11 protein-coding genes are annotated in these 12,930 nt (G+C 73.2%); 7 read left to right on the top strand and 4 right to left on the bottom strand.

What is annotated here, in order from left to right; genetic code table 11:
* The first annotated feature begins 99 nt into the window (after positions 1-99).
* A complete protein-coding gene (locus ACIBTV_RS09620) occupies positions 100-579 on the top strand; it encodes a hypothetical protein (protein WP_396703580.1) in 480 nt (159 codons plus the stop codon).
* Here ACIBTV_RS09620 and ACIBTV_RS09615 read toward each other — a convergent pair.
* Positions 525-803 carry a DUF2277 family protein gene (locus ACIBTV_RS09615; protein ID WP_396703579.1) on the bottom strand — a complete coding sequence of 93 codons (279 nt, stop codon included), beginning with the start codon at positions 801-803 and terminating at the stop codon, positions 525-527. The two genes, ACIBTV_RS09620 and ACIBTV_RS09615, sit on opposite strands and share 55 nt — an antisense overlap.
* A gap of 53 nt (positions 804-856) precedes the next feature.
* Between ACIBTV_RS09615 and miaB the strand changes: the two genes are divergently transcribed.
* The gene (miaB, locus tag ACIBTV_RS09610; protein WP_396703578.1) at positions 857-2,356 is read left to right on the top strand and encodes a tRNA (N6-isopentenyl adenosine(37)-C2)-methylthiotransferase MiaB; all 1,500 of its coding nucleotides are present in this window, start codon (positions 857-859) and stop codon (positions 2,354-2,356) included.
* 74 nt (positions 2,357-2,430) lie between these two features.
* Here miaB and ACIBTV_RS09605 read toward each other — a convergent pair whose 3' ends face one another.
* Complete coding sequence (locus tag ACIBTV_RS09605) at positions 2,431-3,639, bottom strand: DUF349 domain-containing protein (RefSeq protein ID WP_396703577.1); 1,209 nt, start codon at positions 3,637-3,639, stop codon at positions 2,431-2,433.
* Positions 3,640-3,789: 150 nt separating this feature from the next.
* On the opposite strand from ACIBTV_RS09605, the gene ACIBTV_RS09600 reads away from it, so the two are divergent.
* The 3 genes from ACIBTV_RS09600 (at position 3,790) to dapF (ending at position 6,456) form a co-directional block, all read left to right on the top strand.
* Positions 3,790-4,593 carry a class III extradiol dioxygenase subunit B-like domain-containing protein gene (locus ACIBTV_RS09600; RefSeq protein ID WP_396703576.1) on the top strand — a complete coding sequence of 268 codons (804 nt, stop codon included), beginning with the start codon at positions 3,790-3,792 and terminating at the stop codon, positions 4,591-4,593.
* On the top strand, positions 4,578-5,546 hold the full coding sequence (miaA, locus tag ACIBTV_RS09595; RefSeq protein WP_396703768.1) for a tRNA (adenosine(37)-N6)-dimethylallyltransferase MiaA: 969 nt from the start codon (positions 4,578-4,580) through the stop codon (positions 5,544-5,546). Before ACIBTV_RS09600 ends, miaA begins: the two co-directional genes overlap by 16 nt.
* 61 nt (positions 5,547-5,607) lie before the next feature.
* A complete protein-coding gene (dapF, locus tag ACIBTV_RS09590; protein WP_396703575.1) occupies positions 5,608-6,456 on the top strand; it encodes a diaminopimelate epimerase in 849 nt (282 codons plus the stop codon).
* A 451-nt stretch (positions 6,457-6,907) separates the two neighbouring features.
* On the opposite strand, the gene ACIBTV_RS09585 is transcribed toward dapF, so the two are convergent.
* A complete protein-coding gene (locus ACIBTV_RS09585) occupies positions 6,908-8,374 on the bottom strand; it encodes an NAD-dependent malic enzyme (protein ID WP_396703574.1) in 1,467 nt (488 codons plus the stop codon).
* Between the two features lie 173 nt (positions 8,375-8,547).
* Between ACIBTV_RS09585 and hflX the strand changes: the two genes are divergently transcribed.
* Positions 8,548-10,002 (top strand): GTPase HflX, encoded by a 1,455-nt coding sequence (hflX, locus tag ACIBTV_RS09580; RefSeq protein WP_396703767.1) that lies wholly within the window; start codon positions 8,548-8,550, stop codon positions 10,000-10,002.
* A 50-nt stretch (positions 10,003-10,052) separates the two neighbouring features.
* Positions 10,053-11,735 (top strand): hypothetical protein, encoded by a 1,683-nt coding sequence (locus tag ACIBTV_RS09575; protein WP_396703573.1) that lies wholly within the window; start codon positions 10,053-10,055, stop codon positions 11,733-11,735.
* A gap of 121 nt (positions 11,736-11,856) precedes the next feature.
* Here ACIBTV_RS09575 and lexA read toward each other — a convergent pair whose 3' ends face one another.
* Positions 11,857-12,642: a transcriptional repressor LexA gene (gene lexA / locus ACIBTV_RS09570; RefSeq protein ID WP_091590741.1), complete on the bottom strand. Its 786-nt coding sequence runs from the start codon at positions 12,640-12,642 to the stop codon at positions 11,857-11,859.
* Positions 12,643-12,930: the final 288 nt, after the last annotated feature.

Genomic DNA, 12,930 nt, shown 5'->3' with positions numbered 1-12,930 from the left:
CAGACCGGTAACTTGCCCCCGGCTGGGGTCAAATGCCCCCCACCATCGTCAGTAAGGCCCGATCCAAGGCCGGTGGGACGAACGCAGCGAGGAGGCGGCATGACCGAGCTGTGGAACTGGAGAATCGACCAGGTACGACCCGTGGAGGTCTACCCGGCGTTGGCCGAGGCGCTCGGTCGGGTGGTGATGCCCCTGGCCGTCGCCGACCCGGCGAACCTGCCGAGATACGCGGTGATCTGCGACGTCTGGCAGGCGCCCGGCGAGTTCGCCACGATCGTGGACTGCTACGGGGTGCCCGACACGCTCCCCGAGCACGCCAGCATCGCCGCGCTCGCGCGGCTGCTGGACCGCAACTGCCTGCTCCGCGACGACACCCTCGACGCGAGCCGGCACCTGCTCGTCTCGCCGGACGGGACGATCCGTCCGGTGCACTTCGACGTCCGGGAGACCGACGACGGCGAGGAGCTCACCAACCAGCGGCTCTGCACCGAGGCGGACCCCCGCTGTCGCGGCTGGTCACAGTGTCACCGCTCGAGGTGGGCCCCCGACACGGTCGCGCCGGCGCTCGCGGCGGCCTGACCGCCGCGCGGGGCGGCCGCCCCGCGCACCACGAGCTGGTCGAGCAGCGTACGGGTGGCCTCCGCCACGGCGGCCACCGCCGCGTCGAAGGCGGCGGCGTTGTGCGCGGCGGGCGCCCGGAAGCCCGAGATCTTCCGGACGTACTGCAACGCCGCCGCCTGCACGTCGGTGTCGGTCACCTCCGGGGTGTACGGCTCACGCAGGGTCTTGATGCTCCGGCACATGGCTCCTCCTCGGTTCCGGTCGATCCGGTCGGCCCGGATACGCTGTCCTGGTCATGACTACCGCAGCGGCGGGCAGCCCGCGCACCTACCAGGTGCGGACGTACGGCTGCCAGATGAACGTGCACGACTCCGAGCGCATCTCCGGGCTGCTGGAACAGGCCGGATACGTCCGCGCGCCCGAGGCCGACGAGCACCCCGACGTGGTTGTGTTCAACACCTGCGCGGTCCGGGAGAACGCCGACAACCGGCTCTACGGCAACCTCGGTCATCTGCGCCCCGTGAAGGACAGGCACCCGGGGATGCAGATCGCCGTCGGCGGCTGCCTGGCCCAGAAGGACCGCGGCGACATCGTCCGCAAGGCCCCCTGGGTCGACGTGGTCTTCGGCACGCACAACATCGGCTCGCTGCCGGTGCTGCTGGAGCGTGCCCGGCACAACACGGCCGCCGAGGTGGAGATCCTCGAGTCCCTCGAGGTGTTCCCGTCCACGCTGCCCACCCGCCGCGAGTCGACGTACGCCGGCTGGGTGTCGATCTCGGTGGGCTGCAACAACACCTGCACGTTCTGCATCGTGCCCTCCCTGCGCGGCAAGGAGAAGGACCGCCGCCCCGGCGACATCCTCTCCGAGGTGCGGGCCCTGGTCGACGAGGGTGTGCTGGAGGTGACCCTGCTCGGGCAGAACGTCAACTCCTACGGCGTCGAGTTCGGCGACCGGTACGCGTTCGGCAAGCTGCTGCGGGCGTGCGGCGACATCGACGGCCTGGAGCGGGTGCGGTTCACCAGCCCGCACCCGAAGGACTTCACCGACGACGTGATCGCCGCGATGGCCGAGACGCCCAACGTGTGCCACTCGCTGCACATGCCCCTGCAGTCCGGCTCCGACGACGTGCTGCGGGCGATGCGCCGCTCGTACCGGTCGGAGAAGTACCTGGGGATCATCGAGAAGGTCCGCGCCGCGATGCCCGACGCGGCGATCACCACCGACATCATCGTCGGGTTCCCCGGCGAGACCGAGGCGGACTTCGCGCGCACCCTCGACGTGGTCCGCGAGGCCCGCTTCTCCTCCGCCTTCACCTTCCAGTACTCGAAGCGCCCCGGCACCCCGGCCGCGACCATGGACGGCCAGCTGCCCAAGCAGGTCGTCCAGGAGCGTTACGAGCGGCTGATCGCCGCCGTCGAGGAGATCACCTGGGCGGAGAACAAGCGGCTCGTCGGGGAGACCGTCGAGGTGCTCGTCGCCGTCGGCGAGGGGCGCAAGGACGAGCGTACGGGCCGGATGTCCGGCCGGGCCCGGGACGGCCGCCTCGTCCACTTCGACGCCGGTTCGTTCGCCGGGCAGATCCGCCCGGGCGACATCGTGCACACCACCGTCACCTACGCGGCCCCGCACCACCTCAACGCCGACGGCGAGCCGCTGTCGCACCGGCGCACCCGGGCCGGCGACGCGGCCGAGGCGGGACGCTCCCCGCGTACCCCCGGTGTGCTGCTCGGACTGCCGACGATCGGCGCGCCGGCCGCGGCGCCGGCCCCGGTCGGCGGCTGCGCCGCGCACTGACCGACACCCGCTCGCCAGCGGACGCGACGGAGCCCCGGCCCCCGAAGGGGACCGGGGCTCCGGCATCGAACAGGTCAGCTGGACTGCTCGGCGAGCTGGAGGAACTGGCGCTTCGAGGCCAGCGCCTGCTCGGCCTCACGGATCCGGCGGGCGTCACCCGCGGCCTGGGCCCGGGACAGCCGCTCCTCGGCCTCGGCCACCTGCGCCCGCATCTGAGCCAGCAGCGGGTTGTCCTCCTTGGTGGTCCGACGCCAAGCCGAGTCCATCACCTCGCGGACCTTGTCGTCGACCGCGCGCAGCCGCCGCTCCAGACCGGCGGCCGCCTCCCGCGGCACCCGACCGGCCTCGTGCCACTGCGCCTGGATGTCGCGCAGCTTCGCCTGCGCGCCCTTCGGGTCGCCGTCGACGTCCAACGCCTCGGCCTCGGCGAGCAGGGCCTGCTTGCGCTCCAGGTTGGCGCGCTGCTCGTTGTCGCGCGCCGAGAAGACCTCACTGCGCCGGGTGAAGAACTCGTCCTGCGCGGCCCGGAACCGGTCCCAGAGCCGCTGCTCGGCCTCCTTCGAGGCGCGCGGCGCGGCCTTCCACTGCGTCATCAGCTCCTTGAGCTGGTTGGCGGTGGCCGCCCAGTCGGTGGATTCCTTGAGCTTCTCGGCCTCGGTGACCAGCTCCTCCTTGACCGACTGCGCCTGCTTGCGCTGCGCGTCGAGGGAGGCGAAGTGGGCGCCCCGACGGCGGGTGAAGCCGTCCCGGGCAGCGGCGAACCGCTTCCACAGCTCGCCGTCGGCCTTCTTGTCGACGCCGCGGATGGTCTTCCACTCGTCGAGGATCTCCTTCAGCCGGTCACCGGCCGTCTTCCAACCGGTCGACTCGGCGGCCAGCTTCTCGGCCTCCTCGACCAGCGCGGTCTTGCGGGCCAACGCCTCACCCCGGGCGGCGTCCCGCGCCGCCCGCGCCTCCCCGGCCTTCTCCTCCGCGACGCCCGCGAGGCGGTCCAGCCGCGTGGCCAGCCCGTCGATGTCCCCGACCACGTGCGCCTCGGCGAGCGAGGCCCGGATCCGGCGGATCGTGCTCAGTGAGTGGCCGGCGTCCGCCGCACCCGAGTTGAGCCGCGCCTCGGTCAGGTCCACCTCGGTCACCAGGTCGGCGAAGCGGCGCGCGAAGTGCGCCAACCCCTCCTCCGGCGCTCCTGCCTGCCAGGATCCGACCACCCGCTCGCCCTCGGCGGTCTTCACGTACACGGTGCCGTCCGCGTCCACCCGTCCGAAGGCAGTCCAGTCGCTCATGTGCCCATCCTCGTTCTCCCGGCGTCGGAGGAGCAGTCTCCGATCGCCGCCACGGCGCAGCCAAGTTTCTCCCGGCATTGTCACAGGTCCGACCCGGTCCCCGTCGAGCGCCTATCGCCGACCGTGACCATACGGTGTCCTACCGCCCGGATGACCGTATCGGCGCACAGACGCTCCGGGCAGTCCCTATACGGTGAGCGGGTGCCACTGGTCGCCGCCGCAGTCTGCCCACACCCGCCCCTGCTCGTGCCCGAGGTGGCCGGTGCCGCCGCACCCGAGTTGGACGACCTCCGGGCGGCCTGCGACGCCGCCGTCGCCGGGCTGCTCGCCGCCACGCCGGACGCCGTGGTGCTCGTCGGCGACGGACCGGCCACCGGCTGGATCACCCCGCCGGCCACCGGGACGCTGCAACCCTGGGGGGTCGACCTCGCCGTACCGCTCGACCCGACGCCGCCCGACCAGGACGCGGCGCCGCTCGACCCGACGGCGCCCCACGGTGGCGCGGTGCTGCCGCTGAGCCTCACCATCGGCGCCTGGCTGCTGGCCCGCCACGAGACGCGGGTGCCGGTCGCCGCGGTCCAGGTGGCCGCCGACACCGATCCGCAGACCCTGCGCGACCTCGCCGGCCAGGTCGGGGACCACCGTCCACGGGCCGCGCTGCTGGTGCTGGGCGACGGGTCGGCCTGCCGGGGCGAGAAGTCACCCGGCTACGCCGACCCGCGCGCCGAACCGTACGACGAGGGGGTCGCCGCGGCCCTCGCCACCGCGGACGCCGACACCCTGCTCGGCCTCGACCCGGTGCTCTCGACGGAGCTGAAGGTCGCCGGGCGGGCGTCCTGGCAGGTGCTGGCCGCCGCCGCGCGCGCCACCGGCGGCGACTGGCGGGGCCAGCTGCGCCACCACACCGCCCCCTACGGCGTCTCCTACCTCGTCGCCACCTGGGAGCCGGCGTGACCGGCGCGGCCGGGGGCAGCCGCCCGCCGGCCGGGACCGTGGTCGCGGTCGTCGGGCCGACCGCCGCCGGCAAGTCCGCGCTGAGCATCGCCCTCGCCCGCGCCCTCGACGGCGAGGTCGTCAACGCCGACTCGATGCAGCTCTACCGGGGCCTGGACATCGGCACCGCGAAACTCACCCCGGCCGAGCGGGACGGCGTGCCGCACCACCTGCTCGACATCTGGGAGGTCACCGAGCCGGCCAGCGTCGCCGAATACCAGCGGCTGGCCCGTGCGGCCGTCGACGACATCCTGGGCCGCGGTCGGGTGCCGCTGCTGGTCGGCGGCTCCGGGTTGTACGTGCGGGCGGTGCTGGAACAGTTCGAGTTCCCCGGCACCGACCCGGCGGTGCGGGCGCGCCTGGAGCGGGAACTCGCCGAGGGCGGCCCCGCCCCGCTGTACGCGCGTCTGCGCGCCGCCGACCCGACCGCCGCCGCCGGGATCCTGCCCGGCAACGGTCGGCGGATCGTCCGCGCCCTCGAGGTGATCGAGCTCACCGGGGCGCCGTTCACGGCCTCGCTGCCCGAACCAACGCCGTACTACCCGTCGGTGCAGATCGGCGTCGACCTGGACACCGCCCTGCTGGACGAGCGCATCGCCCTGCGGGTCGACCGGATGTGGGCCGACGGGCTCGTCGCCGAGACCCGCGAGCTGGTCGGGCGCGGCCTGCCGGACGGGCGTACGGCCAGCCGCGCCCTCGGCTACCAGCAGGTGCTGCGTCACCTCGCCGGTGAGCTGACCGAGGCCGAGGCGTACGAGGAGACGATCCGCGCCACCCGACGCTTCGTCCGCCGGCAGCGCTCCTGGTTCCGCCGCGACCCGCGCGTCCACTGGCTCGACTCCGCGGCACCCGACCTGGTCGAAGCCGCCCTGCGCCTGACCCCGACGCCCGCGCCCGGGCCGCCGCGTTCCTGACCGGGGCGCCCCGTCCAGGGTGTCCCGCTGCGCACCCCGGCGGCTGCGGGATGATGGAGGCGTGGAGTTCACCAAGGGGCACGGCACCGGCAACGACTTCGTGATCCTGCCCGACCCGGACGGGGCGCTCGACCTGACGCCCGGTCTGGTCGCGGCGATCTGCGATCGGCGTCGGGGCATCGGCGCGGACGGCGTCCTGCGGGTCGTCCGGTCCGCCAAGCACCCCGAGGGCGCCGCCCTGGCCGGCGAGACCGAGTGGTTCATGGACTACTGGAACGCCGACGGCTCGTACGCCGAGATGTGCGGCAACGGCGCCCGGGTGTTCGTCCGCTACCTGCTCGACACCGGGCTCGCCACGGTCACCGACGCGGCGCTCCCGGTGGCCACCCGGGCCGGCGTCGTGCGCGCGCGGGTCGAGGGGGACGTCGTCGCCGTCGAGATGCGCCGTCCCCGGCTGTACGACGCCTCCACCACCAACCTGGACGGCCTGACGCTCGCCGGCACCGCCGTGGACGTGGGCAACCCCCACCTGGTCTGCCCGCTACCCGCCGGGCTGGACCTGCCGGAGCTGGACCTCACCCGGGCGCCCCAGTTCGACCCGGTGCTCTTCCCGGCCGGGGTGAACGTCGAGTTCACCGCTCCCGGCGCCCCCGTCGACGGCACCGACAGCCACGTGCTGATGCGCGTCTACGAGCGGGGCTCCGCCGAGACGCTCTCCTGCGGCACCGGTGCCTGCGCGGTCGCCGCCGTGGCGCTGCGCGACGCCGCCCGGGACACGGGTGTGGTGGCGGTCGACGTCCCCGGTGGCCGCCTCACGGTCACGGTGACGGACGACACCTGCTGGCTCGCCGGCCCCGCCGTCCTCGTAGCCACCGGCACCCTCGTCCCCACCACCCTCACCACCCCCTAACCGCAAGCCGCCCGGCTTACCCCCGCCCCGCCCCCGCCCCCGCCCCGCCCCCGCCCCGCCCCCGGCCCGCTTTCGGCGATCATGCAGTTGTGGTGCCGGGTTTGGCCGCTTTCAGCGTTTTTGTGAGGCACCACAACTGCATGATCGGCCAGGGATGGCGGCAGCGGCGGCGGCGAGGGCCGCGGGTGTGGTGAATCTTGGTAGGAAGTGCCCCTCTCGGGGCGTTTTCCTACCAAGATCTCGCGGTGCGTGACGGGATGCCCCGAGGCGCCGCGGGATGCTGGAGCGGTGGGCGGCGGGGAGTGGTCGCGCGAGGCTCGTGCGCTGGGTGCGGAGGGCCGTGGACCGGCCGGGGCCGAGGCCGGGGGACCGGGGACCGAGGGCCGAGGCCGGGGGGCCGAGGGCTGGGGGCGCGGCCGCCGGCGCAGGGGCGGCGGCCGCGCGGGGTGGGTCAGGGGGTCGCGGCGTCCTTGGCAGCGATCTCGGGGAGGTCGGCCGGGCCGGGGTCGGCCGCCGGGACCGGGGACGGGTTCGTCGCGGCGGCGCGTACGGCGGCGGCGACCGCGGGGGCGACCCGCGAGTCGAAGACGCTGGGCACGATCACGGTCGGGTTGATCTTGTCTTCGCCGACCACGTCGGCGATCGCCCGGGCGGCCGCGATGGCCATCTCCTCGGTGAACTCCTCGGCGTGGGCGTCGAGCATGCCGCGGAACACGCCGGGGAAGGCGAGCACGTTGTTGATCTGGTTGGGCTGGTCGGAACGGCCGGTGGCGACCACCGCGGCGTGCTTGCGCGCCTCGCGCGGGTCGACCTCCGGGTCGGGGTTGGCCAGCGCGAACACGATCGCGTCCTTGGCCATCTTGGCGATGTCCTCACCGGTGAGCAGGTTCGGCGCGCTCACCCCGATGAAGACGTCCGCGTCCACGATCGCCCCGGGCAGGTCGCCCGAGTAGTTCTCCTTGTTGGTGTTCTCGGCCAGCCACTGCCAGGCCGGGTTGAGCCCGGTGAGACCGCGGTGCAGGGCGCCCTGGCGGTCGTACGCGATGATGTCGCCCACGCCCTGACGCAGCAGCAGCTTCATGATCGCGGTGCCGGCCGCGCCGGCGCCGGAGACGACCACCCGGACGTCGGCGAGCTGCTTGCCCACGACGCGCAGCGCGTTGGTGAGCGCGGCGAGCACGCAGATCGCGGTGCCGTGCTGGTCGTCGTGGAAGACCGGGATGTCCAGGGCCTCCCGCAGCCGGGCCTCGATCTCGAAGCAGCGCGGCGCGGCGATGTCCTCCAGGTTGATCCCGCCGTACGCGGGCGCGATGGCCTTGACGATCGAGACGATCTCGTCGGTGTCCTGGGTGTCGAGCACGACCGGCCAGGCGTCCACCCCGCCGAAGCGCTTGAAGAGCGCGGCCTTGCCCTCCATGACGGGCAGCGACGCGGCCGGGCCGAGGTTGCCCAGGCCCAGCACGGCGGAGCCGTCGCTGACCACGGCGACGGTGTTGCGCTTGATGGTGAGGCGGCGGGCGTCGGCCGGGTTCTCGGCGATCGCCATGCAGACCCGGGCCACCCCCGGGGTGTACGCCCGGGACAGCTCGTCGCGGGTGCGCAGCGCGACCTTCGGGGTGACCTCGATCTTGCCGCCTAGGTGCAGCAGGAAGGTGCGGTCGGAGACCTTGCGCACGTCCACGCCGTCGAGCGCGCTGAGCGCCTCAACGACCTGGTCGGCGTGGCTGGCGTCGGCGGTGTCGCAGGTGAGGTCGACGAGCACGTGGGTCGGGTCGGAGTCGACGACGTCCAGCGCGGTGACGATCGCGCCGGCCTCCCCGACGGAGGTGGTCAGCCGGCCGATCGACGAGGCGTCCGCCGGTACGGCGATCCGGATCGTGATGGAGAATCCGGCACTCGGCAGTCGGGTGATGGCCACGTGTTTCCTTCCGTCGGCGCTGAGCGGCTCGACTCGCATTTCTACCCGCCCTTCCAGCTTGACCGGCATCCGGCCCCGCTACCGACGGGTACGTGACCCCGGGGGCATAACACAGGTGCGTCGAGCGTTGTCACATGTCAGGATTGCTCGGTAACTGACAGAACGGACAGGAGATCAGCTTGCGAGACCAGGACACCGTCGTCGTTTCCTTCGAAGATGAGGAGCTCGAGGCCACCACCGGCGAGTTCGAGCTGTCGGAGCGGCAGGCGTTGCGTCGGGTCCCCGGCCTCTCCACCGAGCTCAGCGACGTCACCGAGGTCGAATACCGGCAGCTCCGGCTGGAGCGGGTCGTCCTCGTGGGCGTCTGGACCGAGGGCAGCCAGAGCGACGCCGAGAACTCCCTCACCGAGCTCGCCGCGCTCGCCGAGACGGCCGGCTCGCAGGTGCTGGAGGGCCTCATCCAGCGGCGCGGCCGTCCCGACCCGGCGACCTACATCGGGCGGGGCAAGGTCGACGACCTGAGCGGTGTGGTGCGCGCCACCGGCGCCGACACGGTCATCTGCGACGGTGAGCTGTCCCCGTCGCAGCTGCGCAACCTGGAGCAGCGCACCAAGGTGAAGGTCGTCGACCGCACCGCGCTGATCCTGGACATCTTCGCGCAGCACGCGAAGAGCAAGGAAGGTAAGGCGCAGGTCGAGCTGGCGCAGCTCGAATACCTGCTGCCGCGCCTGCGTGGTTGGGGTGAGACGCTCTCCCGGCAGACCGGTGGTAGCGGCCGTGGCGGCGGCGCTGGCGGTGGCGTGGGTGTGCGTGGTCCGGGTGAGACGAAGCTCGAAACCGACCGGCGCCGCATCCGGCACCGGATCGCCCGGCTGCGCCGCGAGATCAAGAGCATGAGCACGGTACGCCAGACGAAGCGTTCCCGGCGTAGCCGCAACGCGGTGCCGGCGGTGGCCATCGCCGGCTACACCAACGCCGGCAAGTCCAGCCTGCTCAACCGGCTCACCGGGGCGGGTGTGCTGGTGGAGGACGCGCTGTTCGCCACCCTCGACCCGACGACCCGGCGGGCCACCGCCGCGGACGGTCGCCTCTACACGCTCTCCGACACGGTCGGGTTCGTCCGGCACCTGCCGCACCAGATCGTCGAGGCGTTCCGCTCGACGCTGGAGGAGGTCGCCGAGGCCGACCTGGTGGTGCACGTGGTCGATGGCACGCACCCCGACCCGGAGGAGCAGGTGCGGGCCGTCCGCGAGGTGCTCGCGGAGGTGGGCGCCGACCGGCTGCCCGAGCTGCTGGTGGTCAACAAGACCGACGCCACCGACGAGGAGACGCTCCTGCGGTTGAAGCGGCTCTGGCCGGAGGCGGTCTTCGTGTCGGCCCACTCGGGTCGGGGCGTCGACGACCTGCGCGCCACCATCGAGGCGCGGCTGCCGCGGCCGGCGGTGGAGTGCCGGGCGGTCCTGCCGTACGACCGGGGTGACCTGGTCGCCCGGGTGCACCGGCTCGGTGAGGTGCTCAGCACCGCCCACCTGCCGGAGGGCACCCTGCTGCACGTGCGGGTGAGCGAGGCGATCGCCGCCGAGCTGGCCCCGTACGCGCAGGAGCGGGTGTTCGCCGCCGGCGCGTGAGCCGTCCCGGCGTCACCCGGCCGAAACCTGAGGCATGCGACACTGACGCAATGCGCCGCGCTGTTTCCTCGGTCACGGTCGCCCTCGGAATGCTGGGGGCGACCGTGGCGTTCACCGGAGTCGCCGCGGCGGCTCCCGCCTTGGCCGCGTCGGGTCCCGCCACGGCGGCCTCGGGTCCCGCCACGGCCGTCTCCGCCCCCGTCCCGGGCAAGAAGCGGTGCACGGTCACCGACGAGCGGCTCCGTGAGCTCTCCGGCCTGGTAGCCACGGCCAACGGCTACGTAGTGATCAACGACAGCACCGAGAGTGAGGCCCGCAAGCGGGTCTTCTTCCTCGACACCAAGTGCAAGATCTCCAAGACTCCGGTGGCCTACAGCGGCTCGGGCCCGTACGACACCGAGGACCTGGCGCTGTCCAAGGACGGGAAGACGCTCTGGATCGCCGACATCGGCGACAACGTCACCGCCAAGGACCGCCGGGAACGGGTGGCCGTCTGGACGATGCCGGTCACCGGCGCCAGCAAGCCGCTGCTGCACCGCCTCTCCTACCCGGAGAAGAAGCCGCACGACGCCGAGGCGCTGCTGATCGGTGACGACAACCTGCCCTTGATCATCACGAAGGTGACGACGGGCAAGGCGGAGATCTACCGCCCGACGGCGCGGCTGAAGAACGGCGACACCGAGCCGGTCCCGATGGAGAAGGTCGGCGAGATCTCGCTGCCCAAGACCGAGACCGAGAACCCGCTCAACACGTTCGGCCGGGTGGCGATCACCGGGGCGGCGCGCTCACCCGACGGCAGCCGGGTGGTCCTGCGGACGTACGCCGACGCCTTCGAGTTCGACGTCACCGGCGGTGACATCGTCGGGGCACTCACCACCGGAAAGCCCCGGGTGACGCCGCTGAGCGACCCGTTCGGCGAGGCCATCACCTACACGCCGGACGGCAAGACCTTTCTGACCGTCTCCGACGGCGGGCAGTTCAGCGAGGACGACCCGATCGACATCCTCGCGTACACGCCCTCCACCTCGACGGCCGCGCCGATCTCCGGCGACACGGCCGAGAAGCCGGCGGCGGCGAAGGCGTCCTGGTTCGACTCGCTCGACCTCACCGACATCACGTACCTGATCGGCGCGGTCGGCGTCGTCGGTGCGCTGCTGGTCGGCGCTGGCATCTTCGGCATCCTGCGCGCCCGGCGGAACCCGGTCGTGGACGACGACGAGGCGGACGGACGCCGGGACGGCGCCCGGCCCGGCGGCCGCACCGACGACGAGGCGCCGGGGCCGCGCGGTGGCGTCTACGGCGGCGCGCCGGCCGGTGGCGGGGTCTACGGTGGCCCGGCACGCGGCGGCGCGGAGCCGGCCGGTGGTGGCGTCTACGGCGGTGGCCGGCCGGCCGCGGCCCCGAGCGCCGGTGTCTACGGTGCCCGGCCCCCCGGCGGCGGTGGCGGCCGGCCCGCCGGTGGCGGGGTGTACGGGGGTGGCGGACGCCCCGGTGGCGGCGGAGGTGCCGGTGGTGGCGGAGGTCGCCCACCGGGCGGCGGACGGCCGGGCGGCGGTGTCTACGGGGGCGGTCAGCCTGCCGGCGGCTACGGCGGCGGGCGCGCGGAACCTCCGCGGCGCGGCGGGCCGGAGCCGGACTATCGGGGGCAGCTCGCCGGTCGTCGGCGCGAGGACGACGGCGACCCGTACGGCCAGTACCCAGGTGGCCGGGGCCACCGCGGCGACCGTTACTGAACCCGGGGTCGTTCCCCGGGCCGCCGCGCACGAGGGCGGGCTGAGTGCGCGCACACGCTGACCGCGAGCGGCCGGGTGGGTGAGCGGGTGACCGTCGGAGACGGCGGCCACCCGGGCACCGTCAGATGCGGCGGAGGACGGCGACGACCCGGCCCATGATGGTCGCGTCGTCGCCGGGGATCGGGTCGAAGGCCGGGTTCTGCGGCATCAGCCACACGTGCCCATCCCGCCGGCGGTAGGTCTTGACCGTCGCCTCGCCGTCGAGCATGGCGGCGACGATGTCGCCGGACTCAGCGGTCGGCTGCTGGCGAACCACCACCCAGTCGCCGTCGCAGATCGCCGCGTCGAGCATCGAGTCGCCCTTGACCTGGAGCATGAAGACCTCGCCCTCCCCGACCAGCTCGCGGGGCAGCGGGAAGATGTCCTCCACGGCCTGCTCGGCGAGGATCGGGCCACCGGCGGCGATCCGACCCAGCATCGGCACGTAGGCCGGGGTGGGGCGCTGGGCCCGGCTCAGCTCGTCGTCCACCACGTCGCTCGGAGCGCGGACGTCGACGGCGCGCGGGCGGTTGGGGTCGCGCCGCAGGAAGCCCTTCTTCTCCAACTCCTTCAGCTGGTAGGCGACGCTGGACGGCGACACCAGGCCGACGGCCTCACCGATCTCGCGGACGCTCGGCGGGTAGCCGTGCCGCTCGACCCAGGTGCGGATGAACTCCAGGATGCGCCGCTGGCGGGCGGTCAGGTCGACCGACGCCGGGTCGGGGAAGGTGCTGACCACCGGGGTGACGGCGCGCACGGCGGGCTGACCCGTCCGGCTGCGGGCGCTGCCCCGACGCCGAGCGGCCGGTGGACCCGCCTCGGCGATCTGCTGCGGGTTCTTCGGCCGGCTGGCCCGGTCCTCGGTCACGTCCGTCCTCCCTGGTCGGCGCTGGGGTGCCTTGGCGGCTCGTGGTGCGTGCGGTGGATATGGTGGTGCGCTGCCGGTGCGGATGATGATCCACCGCGACCGGTTGTTCCTGACCGTATAGGTGGGATCGGTCATTTTCAAACATCTGTACGACCTCTCACCGGCGTGTCGCGCCGAAAAGCTGGTCGGTCGTACGCCTGTTCTGATAAATGGTACGTCGGTTGGTACGCGTGTTCGAAGGATCGGGCGCTCGGGTGACCCGCCCCGGTTCGGGCGGTAACCCGGACG

The organism is Micromonospora sp. NPDC049366, assembly GCF_044466625.1.
In the GTDB taxonomy this organism is placed as follows: domain Bacteria; phylum Actinomycetota; class Actinomycetes; order Mycobacteriales; family Micromonosporaceae; genus Micromonospora.
The sequence above is the reverse complement of the archived record's forward strand: the minus strand, read 5'-3'. Positions and strand labels throughout refer to the sequence as shown.

Excerpts from the sequence above, each read along its gene's own strand:
- ACIBTV_RS09575 (WP_396703573.1), top strand. The coding sequence starts at position 10,053 with ATGCGCCGCGCTGTTTCCTCGGTCACGGTCGCCCTCGGAATGCTGGGG.
- ACIBTV_RS09605 (WP_396703577.1), bottom strand. The coding sequence starts at position 3,639 with ATGAGCGACTGGACTGCCTTCGGACGGGTGGACGCGGACGGCACCGTG.
- ACIBTV_RS09600 (WP_396703576.1), top strand. The coding sequence starts at position 3,790 with ATGACCGTATCGGCGCACAGACGCTCCGGGCAGTCCCTATACGGTGAG.
- ACIBTV_RS09620 (WP_396703580.1), top strand. The coding sequence starts at position 100 with ATGACCGAGCTGTGGAACTGGAGAATCGACCAGGTACGACCCGTGGAG.
- ACIBTV_RS09615 (WP_396703579.1), bottom strand. The coding sequence starts at position 803 with ATGTGCCGGAGCATCAAGACCCTGCGTGAGCCGTACACCCCGGAGGTG.
- miaB (WP_396703578.1), top strand. The coding sequence starts at position 857 with ATGACTACCGCAGCGGCGGGCAGCCCGCGCACCTACCAGGTGCGGACG.